The organism is Desulfosalsimonas propionicica (genome assembly GCF_013761005.1).
In the GTDB taxonomy this organism is placed as follows: Bacteria; Desulfobacterota; Desulfobacteria; order Desulfobacterales; family Desulfosalsimonadaceae; genus Desulfosalsimonas; species Desulfosalsimonas propionicica.
The window spans coordinates 542,145-567,832 of sequence record NZ_JACDUS010000002.1; the positions used below are offsets into that span (position 1 = coordinate 542,145).

Consider the following 25,688-nt stretch of genomic DNA (forward strand, 5'->3'; position numbering starts at 1 on the left):
CCAATTGCGTTTATGAGGAAGCAAAAATATCGCAAATCGCCCTGGCCTGACGGCACATAAGCGCAAACTGGTCCGGGTACAGCGACTGACCCCCGTCGCACTGGGCAAAATCGGGCATATCATGGACCTCCACCATGAGCCCGTGGGAGCCCACGGCCGCGGCGGCTCTGGCCAGGGGCAGAACCTGGTCCCGATATCCGGAGGCATGGCTCGGGTCGATGATCACCGGCAGGTGACTTTCCCGCCGGACCACGGGAATGGCGGAAAAATCAAGGGTGTTTCGGCTGTGGCGCACAAAGGTGCGCACCCCGCGCTCACATAAAATGATGTTTTCGTTGCCCTCGGACATGATATATTCCGCAGCCATGAGCCATTCATCCACGGTGGCCGACATGCCGCGCTTTAACATCACCGATTTTTTTGACTCCCCGGCCCGGCGCAGAAGGCTGAAATTCTGCATGTTTCGGGTTCCGATCTGGACGATATCGGCATATTGCTCCACCATGTCAAAATGCGCCAGGTCCAAAACCTCCGTGACCACGGGCATGTCAAAGGTTTCACGTACCTTTGCCAGAATTTTCAGCCCCTCTTCGCCCAGGCCCTGGAAAGCGTAAGGCGACGTGCGGGGCTTAAACGCACCGCCTCGGAAAATGTCGGCCCCGGCCTTTTTTACGTGTTCGGCCGTTGCCATGGCCAGTGATTCGCTTTCCACCGCGCACGGTCCGCCGATAATGGAAAAGCGGCTGCCGCCGATTTCTGTATTGCCCACCCGGACAATTGTATCATGGGGCTTTACCTCCCGGCTGACCAGTTTGTATGGGCGGGTTACGGCAATGGCCTCCTTGACCCCGGCCAGGGCCTGAAAATTGGCTGGATCCAAAGGGCCTTTGTTGTATAAAACCCCTATGGAAACCCTTTCTCCGCCGGGAATGGGCCGGGCCTGACATCCTTTTTCCCCGATAATGCCAATGACCGCATCAATCTGCTCCTGTGTGGCATCCTGCCGCATGACGATCAGCATGGTTTTTCCTCCTGTCTCAGATCACTGATAAAAACTTTTTCCGCAAAACAAAAAAACCGTGAAGCCCGACGGGGCCCCACGGTTTATCTGTGTGTCAACTTTTGCCGGCGGCTTTACAGCGGCACCGGCCGAAGGGCATACCCCGCCTGTTCGGCCTTGGACCACCAGCGCCAAAAAAAGGACCAAACGAAATTATGATTGTCGAATATGTCCATGATAAGCTATTGTCTGAAATTCAGAACGGACCGGTCAGCCGGTCGGAAAAAATCAGCTGTTTTTTATGCTATAGGCAAAAATCGGATCCGCGTCAAGGAAAAATACCACATGATCGTGATCCCCCCACGGAGGCGGCCATGACCACCAAGGATCTTTTGCTCACCATTGACAACGGCACCCAGAGCTTAAAGGCCATGGTATTTGACCTCTCCGGCCGGATGCAGGCCATTGTCAAGATCCCGTTCACCCCCTATTTTTCCGAAAAACCGGGCTGGGCCGAACAGGACCCGGAAATGTACTGGGAGTTGCTCGGCCGGGCCTGCCAGGGGTTATGGAGCGAAAAAAAAATCGAGCGAAAACGTCTTGCCGGTGTCTCGCTCACCACACAGCGGGGGACCGTAATCAACGTGAATAAAAACGGCCGCCCCCTGCGGCCGGCAATCCTGTGGCTGGATCAGCGCAAGGCAATGAACTGCCCGCCCGTGGGCGGACTCTGGGGCCTGCTTTTCAAGGTTGCAGGCCTATCCAGGACTGTGGCCTATTTTCAGCAGGAGGCCGAGGCCAACTGGCTGCAAACTCATCAGCCGGAAATCTGGGGAAAAACCCACAAATATCTGCTTTTGTCAGGGTATCTTACCTACCGGCTCACCGGCGAGTTTTCCGATTCCGTGGGCTGCCAGGTGGCATATCTGCCGTTTGACTACAAGCGCCTTGCCTGGGCCGGAAATTCAGACTGGAAATGGCGGGCCCTGCCCGTTGACCCGGACATGCTGCCCCGGCTGATCCACCCGGGCGGCCGCCTTGGATTGGTAAGCGCCACAGCCGCCCGGCATACCGGAATTCCCGAGGGGCTGCCGGTTGTTGCCGCGGCCGCGGACAAAGCCTGCGAGGTTATCGGGTCGGGCAGCATGGATGCGCAAACCGGATGCATCAGCTACGGCACCACGGCCACCATCAATGTGACGCATAATCGCTATGTGGAGCCCATATCCCTGATCCCGCCCTACCCGTCTGCCATTCCGGGCCATCATTCCCTTGAAGTACAGATTTTCCGCGGCTACTGGATGGTAAGCTGGTTTAAAAAAGAATTTGGGCACAAAGAACAGCAAAAGGCCCAAGACCTGGGCGTGGATGCAGAGGCGCTGTTTGACAGCCTGATTGACGACATTGCCCCCGGATGCATGGGACTGATGCTCCAGCCCTACTGGACTCCCGGCATCAAAATGCCCGGCCCCGAAGCCAAGGGCAGCATTATCGGGTTCGGCGACATCCATTCCCGCGGCCACGTGTACCGGGCCATCCTGGAAGGCCTGGCCTATGCCCTGCGAGAAGGAAAGGAGCGAATTGAAAAACGGACCAAAACGCCCATCCGGCAGCTGCGGATTTCCGGAGGCGGCTCCCAGAGCCGCAATGCCATGCAAGTCACCGCAGATGTTTTTAATTTGCCGGCATCCAGGCCGCATATTTATGAAACCTCCGGGCTGGGAGCGGCCATCAACACGGCCGTGGGATTGAATCTGCACCCGGACTATCCCGCTGCAATCGCCGCCATGACCCGCATCGGAGACACATTCGAGCCCATTGCCGAAAACCAGAGGCTTTATGAGGCATTATACAAGCGCATCTATCAAAAAATGTATGCCCGGCTCAAACCATTGTACGAAGAAATCCGGGAAATTACCGGGTACCCGCAATAAGCGGTTTGATCCGGCACTTGACATTAAAAAAAAAATCCTTTAAACATAAACAGGCATTTATGAGAATTTCTCATAAAAATGCCCATTTTCAACCTTGATGGAATCGTAAAAAGTATGACTTTAGATGGTGCCGTAAAAAGTTCAAGATCAAGGGTTGGGCAATTTCAAAGAATGCAGCGTACTTATCCGTACGTGAAATTCTAAGAAATTGCGCGTAACGCAAATATTGGACTTTTACGGTGCCATCAACCTTTTTTCTTTTACACTGTTGGAGGTGGTTACAAAACCACTTCCGGAAAAACCCGTTAACCACCACAAGGGGCAGGGCATGAGAACGCAATCCAAATCCAGGCGAATCCGGAAACTTGTCACCGCCGGTCTGTGCGCGGCACTCGTGATGTTTTTCATTACATCAGCAAACGCCGGCATTGAAGAGCACATCATTGAAACAGAAACCGGTTTTTACTACACGGTCCAAAAGGGTGACACCCTGTGGGATCTGTCTGAAGAGTTTTCAGACTCTCCCTGGCAATGGCCGGATTTATGGCACTACAACCCACAGATTCCCAATCCGCACTGGATCTACCCGGGCCAGAAAATCCGGATATACAAAAAAAGCTTTGGTGATAAAAAAAGGCAGGAAACCGAACCCACCCGGGAAGAAATCGAGCAGTATTTTACTTATACCCCGATCCGGACAGTGGGATTTGTCCGCAAGCAACCTGTTGAAACCCTGGGGACGCTCGCACTTGAACGCCATGACCATAACCTGTTAAGCACCGGTGACAAGGTCTACATCCGGCCGGAAGCCTACGGGGACATCGACAAAGGGGAAAGATACCTGATTTACCGCATGAAAGGCGCTGTTGACGATCCTTCCACTAATCAATATATCGGAGATCAGTACCTGCTCACCGGTGTCCTGAAAATTACGGATTCCCAGCCGGATTTTGCCGCAGGCAGAATCGTGGAGGCATTTCACGACATTCAAAAAAACGACAAAATCATGCCCCTGATGGATCGAAAGGCAGACATCCGGCTCAAACCCGGCATTGAAAATCTGAATGCCAGCCTCATGAAGTCAGAAGAGGACTGGAATTTCATTGGTCAAGACACCATTGCCTTTATCAACAAGGGCCGGGACGACGGCATTGAAGTTGGCCAGCAGTACACGGTTCTTTTCGAGGTCTCCACTAATCCGGACTGGGGTCCGGATTCCCCGAAATATCTGACCAGCGAGGAGATCGGCACCCTGCTGGTGCTCCACACTGAAGACAACACGGCCACCGTACTGATCACGGACTCAAAGGAAGATCTTAAGGCCGGCATGCCGCTGCAGGCCTTTAAATAAACGCATCCGACGAATGCTTTCTTTTTTTCCGGACAGGGTGGAAGGAAATCCACCCTGTCCGGCTTTTTAAAGGTCTTTATGCTGAAAACCATTTACGCCGAAGCGATGAATTGCCCGCCGATTAAAGTTCCTGTAAAATTTTTCAGACGACACCTAAAGAAATCCGCGGCATATCCGATAGGAAAAATATCAACGATTAAGACCTGACATACTCGTAAAAAGCCGGTTTTCAGATGGCGCCGTAAAAAGTTCAAGATCAAGGCTTGCGCGATTTCAAAGAATGCAGCGTACTTATCCGTACGTGAAATTCTGAGAAATCGTGCGTAACGCAGATATTGGGCTTTTTACGGTGCCATCAAGACCTGGCCCGGCTATCGTACTGCCCTGCCGGGATGGTATATACTGTAGAAGGAATTCATTCAGAGGAGCGTTCAATTGGTTTCCATCACCTGCACGGGTTGCAACAAAACCTACCAGATACCTGACAGCGAACTGCCTGAGAACAAACCTGTGGATCTGCTTTGCCCGGCGTGCAACACCGTGCTGAGGGTGCAAAAGGATCAACAGCAAACCCGGGCGGAAACAAAGACGCCGAGCCAGACCGGCCCGGAGTTGATGGAAAGGATTGTTCAGACCTCAAAAGCACTGCCGCCAATGCCGCAAATCATCGCCCGGGCAAACGAGGTGCTTTCCAGTGACAACTCCGGATTCAAAGAAATCAGCCAGGTGCTGGAAACCGACCAGGCCATGGCCACCCGGGTGCTGCGCATCGCCAATTCCGCCTACTACGGGGTGAGTGTGCCCGTAACCTCCGTACAGCAGGCCTCCGCCCTTCTTGGATTTCAAACCCTGTTTGAGCTCATTACCGTGGTCAGCAGTTCCAGAATGATGGGAAAACACCTGGAGGGATACAACATTGAGGCCAAATTCGTATGGAAGCATTCCCTTTCAGTGGCAGTGGGTGCCAAAGCCATTGCTGAAAAATATCACCCGGAACTGATCAATGACGCTTTCATGTCCGGGCTCATCCATGATTCCGGCATGGTTTTGCTCGACTCCCATGTCCATAAAAATCAGCGGCAATTCAATGAGCTGCTGGCCCGGGGAAAGACCCTGCAGGACGCGGAAACAGAAATGTTTGAATTCGACCATGCGGCGCTGGCCGCCAGGTATCTAAAAAATTGGAAGCTCCCGGAAAACCTGACCCATGCCATTCGGTATCACCACAGCCCGGCTGAATGCGGCCATGACCCGCTTGCCTGCATCCTGCACATCTCCGATGCCATGGCCAATACCAACAACCTGGAGAGCAATTTTGTCATGGACAACAGCGCTTTGGACGCCATCGGCATGCCCACCGATGACCTGGACCAGATGACCTTTGACATGGAGGACATGGTCGACAGCATCATCAAAAGCATGGAGGCCTGAAGGCAGCACCGTTTTGTCAGGCATTTACCCGCAAGGCTTTGCGAGATCCTCAACAACCAAATACAGGCACGGTACAATGACCAGAATGATGGAAGTGGCAAACACGATGCCAAAGCCAAGGGAAATGGCCATGGGGATGAGATAGGCGGCCTGCCTGGAACTTTCCAGAATAATGGGGGTCAGGCCCCCGAATGTGGTCAGGGTGGTGAGCGCGATGGGCCGGAACCGCCGCAGCCCGGCCTGGTGAATGGCGTCAAATGCCGAATGCATGGCTCTTCTCTTATTGGCGTAATGGATCATGATCAATGAGTCGTTGACCACCACGCCAGACAGGGCGATAATACCCATGAGGCTGATCAGCGACAGATCAAAGCCCAGCAGAATGTGGCCTGCCACCGCGCCCACGATCCCGAAAGGAATGGCGGTCATCACGATCAACGGCTGAATATAACTTGCAAATATCACCGCCAGAAGACCGTAAATCACGGCCATGGCCATGATGAAACCGCCCTGGAGCGCGGCGGTGGACTCCCGCATCTCGGCCTCGCCGCCCTGAAACGTCCAGGTAATACCAGGATAATCCGCCCTCAGCCCGGGCAGCACATCACCCCGGATCTCATTCATGACCCTTGTGATGGCGCTTTTGGGCTCAACAGTCATGCTCACAGTGACCACCCTTCTTCCGTCGCGCCGGTTGATGGAGGTATAGGCTGTCCCGGCTTTGAGTTCGACGATATCTGTAAACAGGACCTCGATGCCCTCTTCCGTGCGGATGACCAGATCCTGGAGAGGATAGAGCGCTTTGCGCTCGGATTCGGGCAATTTCACCCGCACCTCCACCTCGTTTGCCCCCCGGAGCTGGCGAATGGCCTCTGCCCCGTAAAACGCGTGGCGCAGCTGGCGGCCCACCTCAAATGGGGTCAGTCCCAGGCTCCGGCCCTCGGGCGTGAGGGTAAAATCAAACTGGGTTTTGCCTTTTTCGTAGTTGTCGCGCACATCCCGGGCTGCCTGAAAAACAGCAATGCGTTCTGAAAACGCAATGCTTGCTTCTTCGAGCACATTGATGTCGCTGTGGCTCAAATCAACGCTTACATCAGGGCGGTGCCCGCCGGGCCCGCGCTCGGCCTCAAAGGTGATCTGGTCCACGCCCTTGATGTCGCCGATTTCTTTTCGCCACAGTTCTATGACTTCGGCGGCGGTCATGTCACGCTCGCCGGGCGGTTTCATGACAATTTCAACGTCAATAAAATTCTGGCCGCGCACGTTTGTCTTCACCCCCTCTGCAGCCCGCTGCAGATTGTGTCTTTCAAACATGCGCAGGGTGGATTCGGTGATTTGATCGGCCACTTGTGCAGCCTGGTCTGGTGTGGTGTCCACCGGCAGGGTCACGCCGGCCTCAATTTCATCTGCTGACACCTCGGGCATCATGATCATGCCCATATGCCCGCTGTAGGCATAACCGCCCACCACCACCAGCAAGGTCAGGGCCGCGGAAAGAGTGATATATCGATAGCGCAGACAAAATTCCAGCAATCCCCGGTACCAGCGATCCACAAACCGGTTGAACCCGGAGGCAAAACGCTGCTGCAATGCATGCAGACGCGCGCCGGGACCGGTCTGCCCCCCTGTGCCGCTGTGGGCCAGATGGGCCGGAAGGATGAACATGGCCTCAAACAGGGACACAGCCAGCACAATGATGACAACCGTCGGAAGCGACCACCAGAATTTGCCCATTATTCCGGGTACAAACATGAGGGGTACAAACGCCACGATGTTTGTCAGGATACTAAATGTCACCGGCCCGGCCATTTCCCGGGCGCCGTTGATAGCCGCCGGCAGAAAACCGGTTCCCTGCTGCCGCTGCTCATAGATGTTTTCCCCCACCACAATGGCGTCATCGACCACAATGCCCAGGGCCACAAGAAAGGCAAACATGGAGATCATGTTGATGCTCACCCCGGCAAGGGGCAAAAACACCAACCCGCCCACAAAGGAAATGGCCATGCCCATCATCACCCAGAAGGCCAGTCTGTATTCCAGAAACACTGCCAGAATGCCCAGGACGATAAACAGTCCGATCAGCCCGTTTTTCAAAAGAAGGGAAAGGCGCTGCCCGTAGTCATCGGCCCGGTTGCTGTCAATGCGGGTCCTGACCCCTGGGGGCAGTGTTGTTTCAAACGCTTCGAGAACACTGCTCACCGCGCCGGCTACCTCCAAAGGATCCTGGCTTCCCACCCGAAAGACCTCGATTTCCACCGAAGGCTGCCGGTTGAAGCGGGAATGGAAGCCCGCTTCTTCAAACCCGTCTGTGATTTGGGCCATTTCCGCCAGCATGACCCCGGATCCCGATTGTGAAGTGACAATCTCGATCTGCCCGAACTCCCGGGCCCACTGCCGGCGTTCCTTCATACGCAGAAGGATCTCGCCGCCGGCGGTTTCCAGGGCTCCGGCCGGAATGTCGCGGCTCGAGGCCTCTATGATCCCGGCTACGCGACCCAGGGTCAGGCCGTATTCCCGCAACGTATCCCGGGGGATTTCCACATGGGTGACATAATCGGGCACATTGCCGAGTTCCACCTGGGTGACGGCCTGGTGGGCGAGCAGCAAATCCCTTAACCGTTCGGCCAGCACGCGCAGGGTCCAGATATCCACATCCCCGTAAAGGCCGATTTCCATGACATCGCGCCGGGGGTCCAGCAGCCGGACCTCTGGTTCTTCGATGTTGTCCGGAAATGTCCGGATCCGGTTGACCGCCTGGTCGATATCCTGGAAAACCTTCATCCGGTTGGCCCCGGAGACCAACTCGATTTGGACCCTGCCCGATTCTTCCCGGGCTGTGGAGGTGATTTCCTCGATGCCTTCAACGCCCCGGATGGCCTCTTCCACGGGCAGCAGGATGCCTTGTTCCACTTCCGCCGGGTCGGCGCCGGGATAGCTCACATAGACCTCGACCATGTCAAGCTCAAATTCGGGAAACACCTCCTTCTGGATGGCAAAGGCCGTCCAGATGCCGCCGGCAATCAAAATGACCATCAGCAGATTGGCGGCAATGGGGTTGCGAACCATCCATTCAATGGGTCCCGGGCGAATTTTGGGGGATTCGGGAACGCTGGTCTCTGTATTCATTTAACCGCCGTCTGCCGAATGGCCGTTTTCATCGGCGTCTTTCAAACGCAGGGGTGCCCCCCCGGCCACAGTGGCCAGACTCGAGGTGACCACTTTTTCACCATCACTTAGCCCCTTGCGGATATAGGCGTGTTGGGCATCGGAAAACACGATCTTTACATCCCGGATATCCAGCTTTCCGTCCTTCATCACCCAGACCGTGTTGTTTTTGCGTACATGATCCCGCTTCACCCGGATCACCCCGGATATTGGCCGGCCCTGGATTTCGGCCGCCACATAGCTTTGGAGCAGAAGCGGGGGCGTTTTTGGGTCATCTGCCTTGCGTCCCAGGGGGTCATCAACAGCCACAAGCACCCGGGCAAAACGCGTATCCTCAGCCAAAGCGCCCACGAGCCGGTAAAGCCGGCCGGTCCGGCTCATACCTTCGGACCAGGCCGACCGGTTCCGGATGCGCACCATGGCGCCTTTTTCATTGCTGTTTTCCGGAAAACAAATCCATGGAAGGGCTGACTGGGAAACCGTTGCCGCCACCCAGAAAGTTTTGGTGCCCACCAGACGGCCCAGCACATCTCCGGCCGAAACCTGCGAACCCACATCGGCCTGCCGGCTCAGAACTCTGGCGTCAAAAGGGGCTTTTACCCGCGTGCGCTCAAGCTTCAGCTCGGCCTGGGAAACTGCGGCTTTTGCATCGTCTACCTCGGCCTTTGCCGCCTTAAGCTGGGGCCGGCGCAGCACCAGGTCCCGGTGCTGACCGGAAAGCTCACGGCCCATGGCCCGGTAGTCCTGCTCGGCCACATTCTGCCGGCCCATTTCCAGCTGCAAATCCGATACAGCCCGGTCCAGGTCGCTTTTTCGCTGCGTCAGGCTGTTTCTGTAATCCGCTGGATCAATCCGGACAATCACCTGCCCCTTTTCCACAAAACCGCCCGGGGTAAAATCATCGGAGCGGGAAAGAATCTGCCCGCCCACCCGGGGCTGCAGCGACACGTCGTGTTCGGCCACAACCGTGCCCATGGCCCGGATCACAGGCCTGTAGTCTCCTTTTTGCACCTCGATGACATCCACCAGCATGGCGGTTTGCCTGGCAGCTTCCATCCGGCTGACTTCCGGTTCGGTGAGAAAAACGAGAACCAGGGCGCCTGCGCCGGTCAAAAAAATCAGCGCGCAGACCAGCAGGGTTGCTTTCCATCCGAGGCGTCCGCGTTGTGTAATTGAAGATTTATCGGTTGATGACACGATCAGTTTTCCTCCTGCCGGGTTACAAACCCGCCGGCCAGTGCCCTGTACAAAGCAATTCTGTATTCCAGCAACTGCAGCCTGGCGCCGAGCAGATCACGCCTGATCTGCTGCTCGTCTGTAAGGGCGGATAATATGTCAATATAATTTCCCGCACCATTGAAATACCGGTCCTTCAACTGCCGCCCGGCCTTTTGGGCCAAATCCAGCTGCCGCCGAAGACTGCGGACCCGATCCTTTTGCTTTTTCTCCTGCACAAGGGCGTCTTCGACCTCCTGAAACGCCTCCGCAACAATCTGTCCGTATTCATAAAGCCGCTGGTACTTGACGGCTTCAGCCGCATCGGCCTCGGCCCTGAGCCGCCCCGCGTCAACAACGGGAAGCACGAGGTTTGCAGCCACCGACCGGAGCCAGTCGGAAAAAAGCTCGGACGGGTCCTGATCGGTGGTGGATGCAGAGGCCGTAATACTGAGCCTGGGATACCGGCTGATTTGTGCCCCTGCCAGGTCCTTGTCCGCCGCCTGAAGCCGTCTGCGGGCCTCCCGGACATCTGGCCGCCGGCTCAGCAGTTGCGAGGGAACACCGGTTTCCGGTATGGGGGGAAGACCGGGAAGCCTGGAAGAAGGACAGCCGGTTTTTTTGTCAAAAGACCGGCCAAGCAGCACCGCCAGCTGGTGATTGAAAACACTGATTGCGGATTTTGCAGCATGGGCCTGCTCCCGCGTGGATTCCAGGAGCTGATCCTGACGGATTACATCGGCCCGGTCGGACTGGCCGTTTTCAAACCGGCTCTGGATCAGGGAAAGGATTTTTTCGTTGGCATTGATCTGATCCTGCAAAAGCCGGAGCCGGGCACAGGCCTCGGCAAGCTGGTACCAGGTGCGCACCACTTCCGCGGACAAAGAAACCGCAGCCGTGCGATAGGCTTCAAGACCCGCTTCAGCCCGCAATCGCGCGGCATCGGTTTCCGACCGGATACGGCCCCACAGATCCACCTCGTATTCAGCCGAAAGCCCCAGGCGCAGCACTTCATCGCTGGTGCCGGCAGCAGCCCGGCTGGCCTCTGCCTCGGAAAAAGCCTCAACCTGAGGGAAAAGGGATGCGGATTGGCTTTCCGCCAGGGCTTTTGCCTCTTCAAGCAGCTGCCATGCGGTCTTTAAATCAAAGTTTTGCTCCAGGGCCTGCTGCACCACAGCATTCAAATCCGGATCATGAAATTCGGTCCACCAGCGGTCGGCCAATGCCTGTTCACCGGATGCGGAAAAGGATTCCGGGGCGTGAACCAGGTCCGGGGCAAACCCGTCTGTCGGCCGGAAACAGCCGGACACAAGCACTGCCGCAAGCAGCAGCAAAACCGCCAGGGCCCTGAAAGCCAATGTTAATAGCAGATTGTTGGCAAGCATAAAATTCCTGTATGGGTTAGCCTTGATGGCGCCGTAAAAGTTCAAGATCAAGGCTTGCGCGGTTTCAAAGATCAAGGCTTGCGCGGTTTCAAAGAATGCAGCGTACTTATCCGTACGTGAAATTATGAGAAATCGCGCGTAATGCAGATATTGGACTTTACGGTGCCATCAGTTGTTCGTTCAAATTTTTTGACAGCAATGTAATCAAACAATCCAGAAAATCAGGCGAGTTGAGGCTCTGGATGCGCCCGAGCGTTTCAATATCAGCCTGTGCGGTTAGCCTGGCAGCCTCGGTTTTGGCGGTATCGTTTAGTTCTTCTGCGTCTATGGCGCTGCGCTGGAGACGGGACAGGGCAAGGCGCAGGTTGCTGGTGCGGGGCAGGTCAAGTGCGTCCAGGGCCTGGCGGAAGGTTCGGGCATCCACGGTTTCCAGCAATTCCACGGCCGTTGCGGCGGGGTTTTGAAATTCTTCCGGGACTTCGGATGCGGCTTCTCCGGCAACCGATTCCTCCGAGGCTTGCTCTTCCCCGGCATGCCCGAAAACCACTGTTTCATGGTAGGTTGGGGATTGGGAAAGATCCACGATGGCTTCATAAACAAAGACATCTGGCGTGTCTTTTACCGCCTTGAAGGGATAAATGCTGGCCACGCCGGTTGTTTTTTTCCGGAGCTGATCGCAGATGCGGCCGGATTCCTCCTGTTTTTTGCCCGGATCCGGCTGGTAGATCCGGATTTGGGCAATGGCGCGCATGGAGCCGGCCGCCGGGTTGTGTATGTCGATTTTCACATCCGGTTCCAGCTTAACACGCACCCCCGTGGCAATGCCCTTTAAGACCAGGTCCTGGGCCTTGAACACGGAAATCAGACTTCGCAATCGTGGATCGGGTTTGCGTTCTATGATGCAGTATCCTTTTTTGCCTTTTCAATGGAATCAATGGCCTGATCAACCTGCCCGGCCAGGTCCGGGTTTGCCCGGGCCAGATCTTTTAAAAAACTTACGGAAAAATCCCCGCCCACCTTTCCCAGCAGGCCGATTGCAGCCTTTAACACGTGGATTTCAGCCTGCGTCTGGCTGTTTCGCTTGAGCAGGGACAAACGCTTTTTCCCGCCAGTGCTCATTGGCTGAATCCACTCAAGGATCTGCGACTCCAGCCGGGTGCTTGCGGAAATATCAATCAAGGTTGAAAGTGCGGTCATCAAAGCCGCAGCCTGTTTCAACCGGGGGGAGGCTTCTTTTAAATGGTCCAGGGGAACATCAGTAATCAGGTCCAGGATCTGATCTACCGTGTCCGGATTTTTTACCGGCAGCTCAGTGATCGCCTTCGTGGCCCGCCAGTTCACCCGGGAATCCGGATCTGACAACAACTCAGTCACATGGCGTTCTGCATTGGGCGGTTTTAAGGCCACAATGGCGCCCAGTGCCTCCAGGCGCAGGCGAGGATGCTCATGATTCAAAAAAGCCTCTGCCAGCCGGGCGTCTTCGGCATCAGTGCTTACCTGCCGCAGTATCATTAATGCATTTCTGTGGATGTACCAGGGCCGGTTCAAATCGCTGAGCACGTCGGTCACCCATTTCCTGGCGCCTTCGGCCAGGGCGGCCAGCCGGTCGACCACCCTTGCCCGCAGTTTTCGGTCCGAAGTCTCGGAGAGAATTTTGCCCAGCACCCGGATGCCCGGATATCCCAGGCGGGCAAGCACGTCATCGAGCCGGTCTCGCTCCGGATCATCGGCGTTTTCATAGGCCCGGCACAGGCGGTCCAGGTGCGGGGAAAAAACCTGGTCAAATATTTCCTGGTCCCGGGCTGTAATGCCTTCCCGGCTTTCCAGAAGCCCCCGGGAAAGGCTTTCCAACACCTCCCATTGCCGGTTTTCCATAAAAACCGGCACCACCCGGCGGAAGCACCGGATATAAACCATGGCCGTGTCATTATCTGCGGCAGATGCAAATCCCTCTATGTATGCATCCGCGTGAAGGCGGACATCTTCTGCCATCCTGCGGGAATTGATAATATATCTGGCGTCTTCCGGCAGGTGTTCAAAGGAGACAATCTCATTTTCATAAAGGTAAGCCAGAAAGGCCTGTGCCCCGGAAATGTTTTCCGTCACAACCCGGCCGGCCATGCATTTTAAAATCCTGCGGATACCCTCGAGGCGGTGCAAAATACGCTGGTTGCCGGGATCTGCAGCGATTTTTTCATTCAGCCAGTCCAGTTCCTCAAAGGTATAGGCGGCTGTGGCCGGCAGCAGGTTCGCAGGAAGGGCGTCCACGAGAATATTCTCGATTTCTGACGGTTCCATGTGGGTGACGTAATCAGCAATGATGTAGCAATTGACCAGAAAATCATTAAACCGCTTCGGATGGCGCAAAGGCCGTAGAATGTCCCGAATGGACTGCTCTTTGAGCTTTTGCGCCTTTTCCTCTGAGATGCCGCTGAACATGGGCAGCAGCATCAAGTCCTTGGCCAGCCGCTGCATGGCGATTGCCACCCGCCAGGGCAGATTTTTTTCAAAATCAAGCTGGTCGTTGTCAAATACCGCTGAGACTTCGGTTATGTTCTGTTCCACCAGAGCTGCGGTCAAAACACGCCCGGCCTCACGGGCCCCGCTTTGATCCACTTTTGGATCGCTCATGATCCGGACAAAGGCCCGGAAGTGATCAGCGGAAATGTTTTTTTTAATGGCAATGCTGAGCAGTTTTTTTTTCTCGAAATACTCAAACAGCTTGGGCACATAGAGCGCAGCCGAGCCCTTTCCCACCAAGGTTCGCACGGATACCGGCGCATCCAGGATTCCGGAAATAACAATATCGGTTTGCTGCCGGGTTTCCTCGATGGTGAGCAAAAGCTCCGGGCAATCCCCCATTACCTGCTGAAACTCCTGATACAGCCCTTTCCCGGCCTCTGCCGCACCCGGATGGGAAGCATCATAGTAGCCGGTGCGCAGGATGGCCTTGGCCAGCTTCATAATCCATTCCCCCACGGGCCGGATCCGCTCGCGCTCATCCGGATCAGGGGTTTTGTTTTCCTCAACAGGCTTGTCTGAAAACCCGGCCACCGGCTGGGGTTCGGCTTCCCGTTCTTTCTCGGAAACCACCTCTTGAATCCATTCAAAGGATGCCGGGCCCGGAGCGCTTGAATTTGGGGTCCCGACAGATGTTTCAGGCAGAGCCGATATGATCTGTTTCCCGGAAGCATTGACCAGGGCAATCCGGGTGTCATCTTCTGTATGCTGCGTCACAACGGCATTTTCCACCACAGGGGCTTCCATATCCGGTGCGGTCAGAAATAAAACGATTTTTGTGTCTTCAGGCAGGGGTCTTTTCAGGGCAAGGTCCCGGGGACCGGTTTGAAGCTGATCATGGAAGGCTTCAAGCCGGTCTGCTGCAACAAATTTGACGATGATCAGGTGTGGTTTCATGATCGTCCGGCATTGCTGGTTATCAATCAGAAATCAAACTCAGGCCCGGAAATATGTGACCGCATTTTCAAAGATGCGGATCCCGGCAGCGGACAAAGGCGGTTTTTCATCAGCGCTGCTGCAACGGCGCAGATGTTTGTTCCGGGTCCAGTCCGGATGATTGGCCGGATGATTGTAGGCCTCCGGGTGCGGCATCAGGCCGAAAACCCGGCCTGTGGGATCGCAGATACCCGCGATATCGGCCATGGACCCATTGGGATTGGCCGGAAAACCGCCTGCGGCCAAATCGCCGTCTGCCCGGGCGTATCTGCACACCACCTGGTTTTGGTCAATGAGCTGGTCAATCACCTTTTGATCGGCAATGAACTTGCCCTCCCCGTGGCGCACGGGCAATTCCATATTTTTCATTCCGCGGGTAAACACGCAGGGCGATTGGGCGTTGATGGACAAATTCACCCAGTCGTCGCGGAAATTACCGCAGTCATTGTAGGTCAGGGCCACGGTGCGGGCGGTGTAATCATTGTCCATCCCCGGCAGGAGACCGAAATTGACCAGGGTCTGAAACCCGTTGCAGATGCCCAGCACCAAACCGCCCTGGTTGATAAAGCCGATGATCCGATCACCGGCATTTTTTTTCATGCGCACGGCCTGGATCACCCCGGCGCCGTGATCATCACCCCAGGAAAACCCCCCGATAAACACCATGATCTGGAAATCCTCCAGGGACACGGCCCCGGATATCACGTCGTTGATATGCACGCAAACGGCCCGGGCCCCGGCCAGCTCACATGCATGGGCGGTTTCCACGTCGCAGTTAAGTCCGTAACCGGTCAGCACAAGGGCGTTTATTTCAGCATTGTTTCTCATATATTTCTTCTTGAAAGATTATTTCACAAATATGTAGCGCAAACCAGTCCGGAAATCTATACCAATTGTCCAAACGGCGCTTTCCATGAGGCCTTGAGATCGGCCACCGGCACCGACACCAGAGATTCTGCACCACAGGACAGATCCAGCCGGGGCGCTTTTGTCACCTCGCCAATGCAGGCCAGTGCATGGTCTTTCATCATAGATGCAAAATCTTCCCTGCTTTCCGGTGCCACGCTCACCACAAACCGTCCCGGAGTTTCTGAGAAGAGCAGGTGATCGGCCCGCAGGCCCTCTGCGCCGGGTGCCTTGCCAATATCAGCACGGATGCCCAGGTTTCCGGCCATGGCGCACATGGCCAGGTGAACCCCAAGTCCGCCGCGGTAGATCCCGTGAACCGATGCGGCAAGATTTTTTTCCATTGCCGCGTGCAGATCTTTGTATAAAAGCCAATGTTTTCGGGCGTCAACCACCGGCACATTGCAGCCGGTATAGCCGAACCGGTCATAGTATTCCGATGCCCCGAGTTCGTCTTTTGTCACGCCCAGCACATATACAACGTCGCCGGGGCACTTGATATCCAGGGTTACACAGGAGGCAATGTCTTTGACAACGCTGACCGCGGAAAACTGCATGGTTTCCGGTGCCGAAAGCTTATGGGTCTCGCCGTAAGCCCCGGCCAGATGGCCGTCCACATACATGCTGTCCTTGCCGGAAAGCAGCGGGATTCCGTAAACCCCGCAGGTCTCGGCCAGAGCCCTGCAGGAACGCACCAGTTGCGCAGCCTTAAACCGGCCGTCCGGGTTCCGCACCGGATCATACTGTATATTGGGCCAGCAAAAATTGTCCACCCCGCCGATGTGCTCCGGATCGCCGCCCACAGCCACCAGCCGGCGTACGGCCTCGTCAATGGTGCAGGCGGTCATGTGAAAGGCGTCAATGGCGGAATAAAACGGCAGCAGGGCCTGAGAAAACGCCAATCCTTGTTCAGAGGTCAACACCGGCCGGATCACCGAGGCATCACTGTTGACATCCCGGTCGGCCCCCTCCAGGGGCTTGATCACGCTGGTGCCCTGGACCTCGTGGTCATACTGCCGGATGATCCATTCCCTGGAGCAGATGTTGGGCCGGGCCAGAAGATCGGTCAAAAGCCGGTTGTAATCCCGGGGCGCGCCCATCACCGGTTCATAAAGGCCGCGCATTTCAGGTGACCGCCACTCGGCATCAAACTCCCACTGGGGAAAACCCCGGGTGAGAAAATCCATGTCCACGTATGCACATGTCACCCCATCGTATGTGATGTGCAGCTTTCCCGAATCGGTATATTTGCCGATCACGGTGCTTTCCACCGCGTGCTTTTCAGAAAGCGCCATGAACCGGTCCTCGTCCTCCGGGCGCACGGAAACAGTCATGCGCTCCTGGGATTCGGAAACCCAGATTTCCCATTGATCAAGCCCTTCGTACTTCAGGGGCACCCGGTCAAGCCAGACCTCACAGCCTCCGGAAAACCGGGCGGTCTCCCCCACCGACGAGGAAAGTCCGCCGCCGCCGTTGTCGGTGACAAACCGAATCAGGCCCTCGTCTCTGGCCTGGAGCAGAAAATCGTGCATTTTTTTCTGGGTATAGGGATCGCCGATCTGTACGTGGCCGGCCGGGGTGTTTTCCGTAAAAATCTCAGATGAGGCCGTCACTCCGTGGATGCCGTCTTTTCCCACCCGGCCCCCGCACATCACGATCAGCTCGCCGGCAGCGGTGGTTTTTTCCTCAGATGGCGTGCCGGCCACCGTTGCCGGCATCATGCCCAAAGCAGTGACAAAAACCAGGCATTTTCCCATGTAGCCGTGGTCAAAGGTCACCTGGCCGAAAGGCGTGGGAATGCCGCTTTTGTTGCCCCCGTCGCGCACCCCTTCGATGATGCCGTCAAGAAGCCGTCTGGGGTGGAGCCTGGGTTTGAGCTCCCCGTCATAATCCCGGTCCCCTGTACAAAAGCCGTAGCTGCCCATGATCAGGCGCGCGCCCTTGCCAGTGCCCAGCGGATCGCGGTACACACCCACAATGCCGGTAATGGCCCCGCCATAGGCCTCCATATTGGATGGGGAATTGTGGGTCTCGCCAGTGATCACATAATAGTGGTCCCGGTCAAAGCGTCCCACCCCGGCGTTGTCCCACAGCACCGAGATCACCCAGTCCTTTTGCGCCTGAAGCTGCCGGGTGGGCTCCTGAATGCAGGTCTTAAACAGATTATCAATGGTCTCGGTCTCACCCGTGGAAAGATCCCGGTAATGAAACCGGCCCTGAAAGGTGTTGTGGTTGCAGTGATCGCTTCTGCCCTGGGAAATGTATTCGAGTTCCACGTCCGTGGGATCATCCAGGCCAATGGCCCGCCGCTGTGCGCGCACTTCCGAATCCAGGAAATACTGCCGGATCACCGGGATGTCATTGACATTGAGGGCAAGGTTTCGCGCATCGCTGATCTGCTGCAAAACCGCATCCGAATCCACACTCACCGGGGTCACCGTGGGCTTGTGGTCCAGACGGACCTTTGGGATGATGATGCCCACCCCGTTTTCGGGATCCCAGTCATGCCTGGAAAAAATCCGGACCTGCTGGATAATCTCGTTTGCCAGCAACTGCTCTGCGATGCATTGGGCATCGTCCTGACTGATTTCCGGGCCCCTGATGCAGAAGCGCTTTGAGGTAAAAACGCCCTCACCTTCGGCCAGGCGAATGCCGAGAACGTCTTCCATGGCTTCTATGGCCGTTTGTCCGGGAGTGTCCTTGACACCGGGCCGGTATCCCACCCAGATGCACCAGTCAAAGCCCAGATCCAATGGCGCAAAACTTGATACCTGGGTGACGGGGTTGGTGAAAATCTCGTTGCGGACGGTTTCGAGCTGCTCCGGGGACAGATCCGCATCCAGGGTGACAATATGCACAGCCCGGACGTCCTGCACCCGGATGCCGAAATAAGCATCCGCCTTGCCGGCCACGGCCGCGCCCTCTGCGTCAAACAATTCATTTTTTAAAGCGATTTCCAGGCGATGGGGCATGGCAGCTATCCCGTCAACAATCTCATGATATCATTGTAAAAAACAAAAACCATCAGCAGCATGAGCAGAAAGATCCCGACCTGCTGGGCCACTTCCCGAACCCGCAACGACACCGGGCGGCCCATGATGGCCTCAATGCCGAAAAACAGGATGTGACCGCCGTCTAACACCGGCACCGGCAACAGGTTTAAAATCCCCAGGTTCACGCTGACAAGGGCGATAAACGCAAGCAGGTTCACAATTCCGTGCTCCACCTGTTCACCGGCCAACTGGGCGATCATGATGGGCCCGCCCAGGGTGTCGGCCGAAATGGCCCCCTGGATAAGCTTAACCACGGACACGATTGTCAGCTCCACGATCATGTAGGTCCGGTACAGGCTTTCGCCCATTGCCGCCACCGGATTGAGCCGCTCGGCCCGGACCTCCCCGGCTGCGGTAATGCCCACGAGAAAACGATCACGGGTTTCGCCGAAAACGTCTTCCACCTCATCCTTTACAGGGGAGATGGTTACCTGGCGCCTGCGGCCGTCGCGCTCGATGGTAAAATCAATGGGCCGTCCCCCGCTCCGGGCGATGGCCTCGGCCATTTCAGGCCAGGCGTTAATGACCTTGTCCTGTACGGCCACAACCCGGTCCCCGCTTTCCAGCCCGGCGGACTGGGCCGGGGACCCGTCCTTGATTTTCCCGATGACCGGCTCCAGTATCCTTTCCCCGGAGATACTGAAAATGCCGAAAAAAATCAATATGCACAGGATGAAGTTGAAAAACGGCCCTGCGGCCACGATCAGCATGCGTCGGGAAACCGGCTTGTGGGTGAACGAATAGGGAATCTCGGCATCATCGAGTTCGGCGTCGGGCTGCTCGCCCACCATTTTCACGTATCCGCCCAAGGGCAGCGCGGAGATACAGTATTGGGTTTCACCAATGGTTTTTTTTAGAATCTTGGGGCCGAATCCCAGAGAAAAGCGCTCCACGCCCACCCCGAAAGCCTTGGCCACGAGAAAATGTCCCAGCTCGTGGAAAAAAATCAATACACCCAGGACAATGACCAATCCGATAACCGTACTCATATAGCGTGTTCCTAATTGTAAGTCTTATTCAGGCAGCTGAGCCCGGGCTGCATTGCGGCCCCATGCGTCTGCGGCCAGTATGTTGTCCAGATCAGGATCCGGTAAGGGCTCGTATTGCTGCATGACAGATCCGATCAACCCGGCAATCCGGTCAAACCCAATGCGGTCTTCAAGAAATGCGGCCACAGCCACCTCGTTTGCCGCATTGAGCACTGCGGGCATGGTGCCCCCGATTTTTCCGGCCTCCAGGGCCAGGGCCAGGCAGACAAATTTTTCCAAATCCGGGGCCTGGAAGGTAAGCTTTCCAATGCCCGGAAAATCAGGACTGGATAAACCCAGGGACAACCGCTGCGGATATGACAGGGCATAAGCAATGGCTCCCTGCATATCCGGCAGGCCCATTTGCGCCATAACCGTGCCGTCGCAATAACCCACCATGGAATGGATAATGCTTTGGGGATGGATTACCACCTCCACCTGTTCCACGCACAATGAAAACAGATGCATGGCCTCGATTACCTCCAGGCCCTTGTTCATCAATGTTGCCGAATCAATGGTGATCTTGCTGCCCATCTGCCAGGTGGGATGCGCCAGGGCATCACCGGGTTTTATCCGGGCAAACTCAGAAGCCGGACTGTTGCAAAACGGACCGCCTGAGGCTGTCAAAAGGATCTTTTCCACATCTTTTCGGCGATTGCCGCAAATGCATTGAAAAATGGCGCTGTGCTCACTGTCAACCGGCAGCACCCGCACACCGGAGGTCCGGGCCTTGTCCATGACCAGGTCCCCTGCCATGACCAGGGTTTCCTTGTTGGCAAGGGCAATGTCTTTTTTTGCCTCTATGGCCGCAAGTGTCGGCAGCAGGCCGGCCGCGCCCACCATGGCTGAAACCACCATGTCCACGCCCTCGTGAGTGGCGGCATCGAGATAGCCCTGCTCCCCGTGTAAAATTTTCGTGGAAACTTTCCGGCCCAGTTTCTTTTTGAGATCCTCGGCATCAGAGGGATCATAGACAACCGCAATATCAGGGCAAAAATCCTGAATCTGAGCAGCCAATAAATCAATGTTGTTTCTGGCAGTCAGGGCCCGGATCGAAAACCGTTCGGGAAAACGCCGGGCCACAGCCAGGGTATTTCTGCCGATGGAACCGGTGGAGCCAAGAATGGCGAGGTTGCGGGAAGTCATATACCTGTTTCCGGTTAAAGCACCAGTATTTTCCATGCATAAGCAACAGGCACGGCAAACAGCAGGGCGTCAATGCGGTCCAAAATCCCGCCGTGGCCCGGCAGAATCGAACCCGAGTCCTTGATCCCGGCGGTGCGCTTGAGCTCGGACTCAAACAGGTCGCCTGCCTGGCCGGCAAGGCCCATGAGCACCACCAGCACCAGCGTATGCAGCACTGGCAGCCCGGGAATAAAAAGCAGCTTGAAGATCAGGCCCACAACCAGATTCGCCCCCAGGCCCCCCAGGGCCCCTTCTATGGTTTTGCCCGGGCTGATGGCAGCATTGAGCTTGTGCCGCCCTTTGTATGTGCCCACATAAAAAGCACCCACATCTCCGAGAAAAACAACAAAGAGCACGAAAAAAAGCCATGCCAGTCCCTGGGGTTGTGCGCGCAGCAGTACCAGCATGGACAGGCAAAGAGGAATATAAACCAGCCCCTGGACCTGGAGGGCAACCGTTTCCATGATCTGCGGGCCTTTTTTGTATGCCTGTATGGAAAGCAGTGCAGCGGCCGCCAGACCCAGAAACACGAAAAACAGCAGGCTATTTTCCGGCAGCCAGGCAACGGCCATGATCATGGCAATCCCGGCTGCGAGTCCCGACAAGGCAACAGGCGAAAATATGCGGCCCCGATCCCCCCGGAAAACAATGAAGAAATATTCATAAAGGGCCACTGCCGCCACTATGGAAATAAACGCGGCAAACACCGGCAGCGATGCCCAAAAAATAAGGGCAATCAGCAGGGGAACGGCAATAATGCTGGTAATCCAACGCTTTAAATGCATAACACGATCCCGGATAAGTTGTAGTCAGGGAAAATCGGCGAAACAAATGCCAGGGGCATCATTTCTCCGCAACCTTGCCGAAACGGCGCTCGCGTCTTTGAAAGTCCTTGAGGATGCCGATAAATTCCTCGCGGGTAAAGTCCGGCCACAGGGTGGGGGTCACAAAAATCTCCGAATAGGCGATCTGCCACAACAAAAAATTGCTGATCCGGTATTCGCCGCTGGTTCGGATCAGCAGTTCCGGATCCGGAATTCCGTGGGTATAGAGATTTTGCGAAAACAGCTCTTCGGTGATGTCTTCGGGCTCCATGCGCTCCTCTTTGACCTGCCGGGCAAGATTTCGGGCAGCCTCAACAATTTCCGAGCGTGCCCCGTAGGAAAGCGCCAGGCACAAACACATGCCGTCATTTCTGCTGGTTTCCGCCATGATATCCGTCAGGCCCTCCCGAACATCTTCCGGAAGGTGGTGGATCTGGCCCAGCACGCGAAGTTGAATATTGTTTTCAACCATCTCCTTGCGCTCGGATGCCAGAAAACGTTTAAGAAGCGTCATCAGGGCTTTTACTTCGGATTTGGGCCGCTGCCAGTTTTCCGTGGAAAAAGCGTAAAGGGTCAGGTATTGGATTCCGATTTCCCGGCTGGCGCGGACCACCGCCCGTACCGTGTCCGCCCCCCGCTCATGGCCCTTAACCCGGTTTAACATCCGTTTCTGGGCCCACCGGCCGTTTCCGTCCATGATCACTGCAGCGTGAACGGGCAGTCTCGACGGATCCAGCCCCATATCTTCGGCAGAATCAGACTTCAAGGATCTCCTTTTCCTTGTCCTTGTACAGATCGTCTATCTGCTTGACATGCTCGTCTGTGAGCTTCTGGATTTGGTCAAAGGCCTTGGTCACGTCATCTTCTGAGGCATCGCCGTCTTTTTTCAGGGTTTTTAAGGAATCATTGGCCTCCCTGCGGATGTTTCGCACGGCAATCCGGTATTCCTCGCAAACCTTGTTGACCTGCTTGACAATATCCTTGCGCCGGTCTTCGGTCAGCGGCGGCATGGTAATGCGGATGATCTTGCCGTCGCTTGAGGGTGTCAGACCGAGATTGGACTTCATGATCGCCTTTTCAATCTCCTTGATCGCCGAAGGATCCCAGGGCTGAATGGTAATCATGCGGCTTTCGGGCACGGACAGGGATGCAAGCTGGTTTAGCGGAGTGGGCGTGTTGTAGTAATTGACGCGAACATCGTCGAGCAGACTCAGCGATGCCCGCCCTGTGCGGATTTTTTTCAAATCCTTTTTCAGGGCGTCCACCGACTTGTCCATCTTTTCACTGGCTTCACTGATAATCAAATCGATCATGGCTTTTTGCCCTCAAAATTGTAATTGACGGATGTCACTGATTTCAACCGAAGCAACCCTGCAGGATAGCTATCCTTACTTCCGGGGCTCGCAAATTTTTGTTCCAACGGCCTGCCCGCAGATGGCATTGCGGATATTGCCGCTTTCTCTGAGATTAAAGACAACCAGCAGCAGATGATTGTCCATGGCCAGGGAAATGGCGGTGCTGTCCATGACATGCAGCCTTTTTTCCAGGACCGTCATGTAATCAATATCCTGGATAAACTTTGCAGTGGTATTGCCCACGGGATCCATATCATAGACCCCGTCAACCTTGGTGGCCTTGAGCAGAACTTCAGCGTGAATCTCTGCCGCCCGGAGCACGGCGGCCGTATCCGTAGTGAAATAGGGATTACCGGTACCTGCTGCGAATATGACCACCCGCTTTTTTTCCAGATGCCGGACCGCCCGCCTGCGGATATAGGGCTCGGCCACCTGGTGCATGGATATGGCTGAAAGCACGCGGGTGGGAATATCGATTTTTTCCAGGGCCTCCTGCAGGGCCAGGCTGTTCATGACGGTGGCCAGCATGCCCAGGTAGTCGGCAGACGCCCGGTCCATGCCCTGAGAGCTGCCGGCCATACCCCGGAAAATGTTGCCCCCGCCCACCACCACGGCCATTTCCACCCCGAGATCCACAGCGGATTTGACCTCCCGGGCCACATATCCCAGGGTTTCGGGGTGGATGCCGTAGTTGCCGTCGCCCATCAGGGCTTCGCCGCTGAGCTTCAGTAATACGCGCTGGTATTTGGCCTGGTTCAAGATTTTCAGCTTTCTCCGATCTGAAAACGGGCAAAGCGGTTAATGGTGATTTTTTCCCCGGTCTTGGCAATCATCTCATTTAGCACATCTGAGATGGTCAAATTGGTATCCCGGATGTAGAGCTGGTTCATCAGGCAGGATTCCTTGTAGAACTTGTTCATCTTGCCTTCGACGATCTTTTCGGCCACGTTTTCCGGCTTGCCCATCTCCAGTACCTGCTGGCGGTAGATTTCCCTTTCGCGCTCGGCCACGTCTGCAGGGATATCTTCGGGAACCACGCCAAGGGGACTTGAGGCGGCAATGTGCATGGCGATGTTTTTGGCAAATTCCTTGAATTCATCTGTCTTGGCCACAAAATCGGTTTCACAGTTGACTTCCACGAGCACCCCGATCTTGCCGCCCATATGTATATAGGACTGAATCACACCGTCGCCGGCCACTTTCCCGGACCGTTTCTTGGCCGTGGCCAGGCCTTTTTTACGAAGGTAATCCGCAGCCTTTTCCATATCCCCGTCGCACTCGCTCAGGGCCTCCTTGCAGTCCATAATCCCCGCGCCCGAACGGTCGCGGAGCTGCTTTACCATATCAGCACTAATTGTTGCCATCATTACTCTCCTGTATTCACAGCTTCTTCAGATTGTTCCGATTCCGGAGCCGGTGTCTGGGGCTTGGCCGCGGATGCCTTGCGAATCACTTCCACCACCGGTCCTTCTTCATCCTGGGTCTCCACGCGGCGTTCGGCCTTTCCGGCCGTCTGCGTCCGGGCTTCCTCGGCCTGTTTGTCTTTTTCAGCCTGCATTTTCTCATCCCTGCGCTGGCTGCCTTCAATGGCGGCATCAGCAATCCGGGAGGTGATCAGCCGGATGGAGCGGATGGCGTCATCATTGCCGGGGATCACATAATCAATAAGATCCGGATCACAATTGGTATCCACCACAGACACCACGGGAATGCCCAGACGGAGTCCTTCGCGCACGGCAATGCCCTCCTTTTTGGGGTCCACCACAAACATGGCGCCGGGAAGCGATTTCATGGTGCGGATACCGCCAAGGTTACTGTCCAGCTTGGCCCGCTCCTTTAGCATTTTTACCCGTTCCTTTTTGGGATACAGGTTAATGGATCCGTCATTTTCGATGGTATTGAGATAATTGAGCCGCTCGATGCTCTTTTTGACCGTGGGAAAGTTGGTGAGCATGCCGCCGATCCAGCGGTTGTGCACATAATACATTTCACACCGGTTGGCTTCCTCGTAGATCGATTCCCGGGCCTGCTTCTTGGTGCCCACAAAGAGCACGCTTTTGCCGTTTGCCGCCGTGTTGGCCACAAAATCATAGGCGGTTTTAAACATCCGGACCGTCTGCTGCAGATCCACGATGTAGATGCCGTTTCTGGCCCCGAAAATGTATTTTTTCATCTTGGGATTCCAGCGGCGGGTCTGGTGGCCGAAATGGACGCCGGATTCGAGCAGTTCCTTCATGGTTACATAGGCCATTGACAACACTCCTTTTGCTTCGGTTTTGGATTCCTCCGCCCTTATCCTCCCGGCTGCCGACTTTATGCCAAAGCACCGAGGCCGCCGGTCAAAGGGCGTGCGTCGTTAATTCATAAAATGGGTATTTATAGCAGAACCCGTCCGGGATC

At 55.7% G+C, this 25,688-nt stretch carries 19 protein-coding genes; 3 read left to right on the top strand and 16 right to left on the bottom strand.

All coding sequences use genetic code 11. The features are described from left to right. Positions 1-10 precede the first annotated feature (10 nt). Positions 11-1,021 (bottom strand): 3-deoxy-7-phosphoheptulonate synthase, encoded by a 1,011-nt coding sequence (aroF, locus tag HNR65_RS05770; RefSeq protein WP_181550505.1) that lies wholly within the window; start codon positions 1,019-1,021, stop codon positions 11-13. 353 nt (positions 1,022-1,374) lie between these two features. Here aroF and HNR65_RS05775 point away from each other — a divergent pair, with 353 nt between their 5' ends. The 3 genes from HNR65_RS05775 to HNR65_RS05785 all read left to right on the top strand — a co-directional run bounded on the left by HNR65_RS05775 (position 1,375) and on the right by HNR65_RS05785 (position 5,716). Continuing rightward, positions 1,375-2,934: an FGGY-family carbohydrate kinase gene (locus HNR65_RS05775; RefSeq protein WP_181550506.1), complete on the top strand. Its 1,560-nt coding sequence runs from the start codon at positions 1,375-1,377 to the stop codon at positions 2,932-2,934. 328 nt (positions 2,935-3,262) lie between these two features. Continuing rightward, on the top strand, positions 3,263-4,285 hold the full coding sequence (locus HNR65_RS05780; RefSeq protein ID WP_181550507.1) for a LysM peptidoglycan-binding domain-containing protein: 1,023 nt from the start codon (positions 3,263-3,265) through the stop codon (positions 4,283-4,285). A 435-nt stretch (positions 4,286-4,720) separates the two neighbouring features. Then, a complete protein-coding gene (locus HNR65_RS05785; RefSeq protein ID WP_181550508.1) occupies positions 4,721-5,716 on the top strand; it encodes an HDOD domain-containing protein in 996 nt (331 codons plus the stop codon). Between the two features lie 24 nt (positions 5,717-5,740). Here HNR65_RS05785 and HNR65_RS05790 read toward each other — a convergent pair whose 3' ends face one another. From HNR65_RS05790 to rpsB, 15 genes are all read right to left on the bottom strand, one after another. Beyond that, complete coding sequence (locus tag HNR65_RS05790) at positions 5,741-8,842, bottom strand: efflux RND transporter permease subunit (RefSeq protein ID WP_181550509.1); 3,102 nt, start codon at positions 8,840-8,842, stop codon at positions 5,741-5,743. Continuing rightward, entirely contained in the window at positions 8,843-10,078 is a 1,236-nt protein-coding gene (locus HNR65_RS05795) for an efflux RND transporter periplasmic adaptor subunit (protein WP_220128296.1), read from the bottom strand. It abuts the gene before it with no gap. A 2-nt stretch (positions 10,079-10,080) separates the two neighbouring features. Next, positions 10,081-11,481: an efflux transporter outer membrane subunit gene (locus HNR65_RS05800; RefSeq protein ID WP_181550510.1), complete on the bottom strand. Its 1,401-nt coding sequence runs from the start codon at positions 11,479-11,481 to the stop codon at positions 10,081-10,083. A gap of 157 nt (positions 11,482-11,638) precedes the next feature. Beyond that, entirely contained in the window at positions 11,639-12,355 is a 717-nt protein-coding gene (locus HNR65_RS05805) for a hypothetical protein (RefSeq protein ID WP_181550511.1), read from the bottom strand. 20 nt (positions 12,356-12,375) lie between these two features. Beyond that, complete coding sequence (locus tag HNR65_RS05810; protein ID WP_181550512.1) at positions 12,376-14,898, bottom strand: HEAT repeat domain-containing protein; 2,523 nt, start codon at positions 14,896-14,898, stop codon at positions 12,376-12,378. Positions 14,899-14,937: 39 nt separating this feature from the next. Beyond that, positions 14,938-15,765 carry a phosphoribosylformylglycinamidine synthase subunit PurQ gene (locus HNR65_RS05815; protein ID WP_181550513.1) on the bottom strand — a complete coding sequence of 276 codons (828 nt, stop codon included), beginning with the start codon at positions 15,763-15,765 and terminating at the stop codon, positions 14,938-14,940. Between the two features lie 56 nt (positions 15,766-15,821). Further along, positions 15,822-18,815 carry an AIR synthase-related protein gene (locus HNR65_RS05820; RefSeq protein WP_181550514.1) on the bottom strand — a complete coding sequence of 998 codons (2,994 nt, stop codon included), beginning with the start codon at positions 18,813-18,815 and terminating at the stop codon, positions 15,822-15,824. A 5-nt stretch (positions 18,816-18,820) separates the two neighbouring features. Beyond that, positions 18,821-19,885 carry an RIP metalloprotease RseP gene (gene rseP / locus HNR65_RS05825; RefSeq protein ID WP_181550515.1) on the bottom strand — a complete coding sequence of 355 codons (1,065 nt, stop codon included), beginning with the start codon at positions 19,883-19,885 and terminating at the stop codon, positions 18,821-18,823. A 24-nt stretch (positions 19,886-19,909) separates the two neighbouring features. Next, the gene (locus tag HNR65_RS05830) at positions 19,910-21,070 is read right to left on the bottom strand and encodes a 1-deoxy-D-xylulose-5-phosphate reductoisomerase (protein ID WP_181550516.1); all 1,161 of its coding nucleotides are present in this window, start codon (positions 21,068-21,070) and stop codon (positions 19,910-19,912) included. 14 nt (positions 21,071-21,084) lie between these two features. Next, positions 21,085-21,894 (bottom strand): phosphatidate cytidylyltransferase, encoded by an 810-nt coding sequence (locus tag HNR65_RS05835; RefSeq protein WP_181550517.1) that lies wholly within the window; start codon positions 21,892-21,894, stop codon positions 21,085-21,087. Between the two features lie 58 nt (positions 21,895-21,952). Further along, positions 21,953-22,699: an undecaprenyl pyrophosphate synthase gene (gene uppS, locus HNR65_RS05840; protein WP_181550518.1), complete on the bottom strand. Its 747-nt coding sequence runs from the start codon at positions 22,697-22,699 to the stop codon at positions 21,953-21,955. Continuing rightward, entirely contained in the window at positions 22,689-23,246 is a 558-nt protein-coding gene (frr, locus tag HNR65_RS05845; protein ID WP_181550519.1) for a ribosome recycling factor, read from the bottom strand. Before frr ends, uppS begins: the two co-directional genes overlap by 11 nt. Positions 23,247-23,321: 75 nt before the next feature. Continuing rightward, positions 23,322-24,047, bottom strand: a complete 726-nt coding sequence (pyrH, locus tag HNR65_RS05850; RefSeq protein WP_181550520.1) for a UMP kinase — start codon at positions 24,045-24,047, stop codon at positions 23,322-23,324. 5 nt (positions 24,048-24,052) lie between these two features. After that, a complete protein-coding gene (gene tsf / locus HNR65_RS05855) occupies positions 24,053-24,652 on the bottom strand; it encodes a translation elongation factor Ts (RefSeq protein WP_181550576.1) in 600 nt (199 codons plus the stop codon). 2 nt (positions 24,653-24,654) lie between these two features. After that, complete coding sequence (gene rpsB, locus HNR65_RS05860; RefSeq protein WP_181550521.1) at positions 24,655-25,539, bottom strand: 30S ribosomal protein S2; 885 nt, start codon at positions 25,537-25,539, stop codon at positions 24,655-24,657. Positions 25,540-25,688: the final 149 nt, after the last annotated feature.

Excerpts from the sequence above, each read along its gene's own strand:
- aroF (WP_181550505.1), bottom strand. The coding sequence starts at position 1,021 with ATGCTGATCGTCATGCGGCAGGATGCCACACAGGAGCAGATTGATGCG.
- HNR65_RS05775 (WP_181550506.1), top strand. The coding sequence starts at position 1,375 with ATGACCACCAAGGATCTTTTGCTCACCATTGACAACGGCACCCAGAGC.
- HNR65_RS05780 (WP_181550507.1), top strand. The coding sequence starts at position 3,263 with ATGAGAACGCAATCCAAATCCAGGCGAATCCGGAAACTTGTCACCGCC.
- HNR65_RS05790 (WP_181550509.1), bottom strand. The coding sequence starts at position 8,842 with ATGAATACAGAGACCAGCGTTCCCGAATCCCCCAAAATTCGCCCGGGA.
- HNR65_RS05800 (WP_181550510.1), bottom strand. The coding sequence starts at position 11,481 with ATGCTTGCCAACAATCTGCTATTAACATTGGCTTTCAGGGCCCTGGCG.
- HNR65_RS05810 (WP_181550512.1), bottom strand. The coding sequence starts at position 14,898 with ATGAAACCACACCTGATCATCGTCAAATTTGTTGCAGCAGACCGGCTT.
- HNR65_RS05815 (WP_181550513.1), bottom strand. The coding sequence starts at position 15,765 with ATGAGAAACAATGCTGAAATAAACGCCCTTGTGCTGACCGGTTACGGA.
- HNR65_RS05820 (WP_181550514.1), bottom strand. The coding sequence starts at position 18,815 with ATGCCCCATCGCCTGGAAATCGCTTTAAAAAATGAATTGTTTGACGCA.
- rseP (WP_181550515.1), bottom strand. The coding sequence starts at position 19,885 with ATGAGTACGGTTATCGGATTGGTCATTGTCCTGGGTGTATTGATTTTT.
- HNR65_RS05830 (WP_181550516.1), bottom strand. The coding sequence starts at position 21,070 with ATGACTTCCCGCAACCTCGCCATTCTTGGCTCCACCGGTTCCATCGGC.
- HNR65_RS05835 (WP_181550517.1), bottom strand. The coding sequence starts at position 21,894 with ATGCATTTAAAGCGTTGGATTACCAGCATTATTGCCGTTCCCCTGCTG.
- frr (WP_181550519.1), bottom strand. The coding sequence starts at position 23,246 with ATGATCGATTTGATTATCAGTGAAGCCAGTGAAAAGATGGACAAGTCG.
- tsf (WP_181550576.1), bottom strand. The coding sequence starts at position 24,652 with ATGGCAACAATTAGTGCTGATATGGTAAAGCAGCTCCGCGACCGTTCG.
- rpsB (WP_181550521.1), bottom strand. The coding sequence starts at position 25,539 with ATGGCCTATGTAACCATGAAGGAACTGCTCGAATCCGGCGTCCATTTC.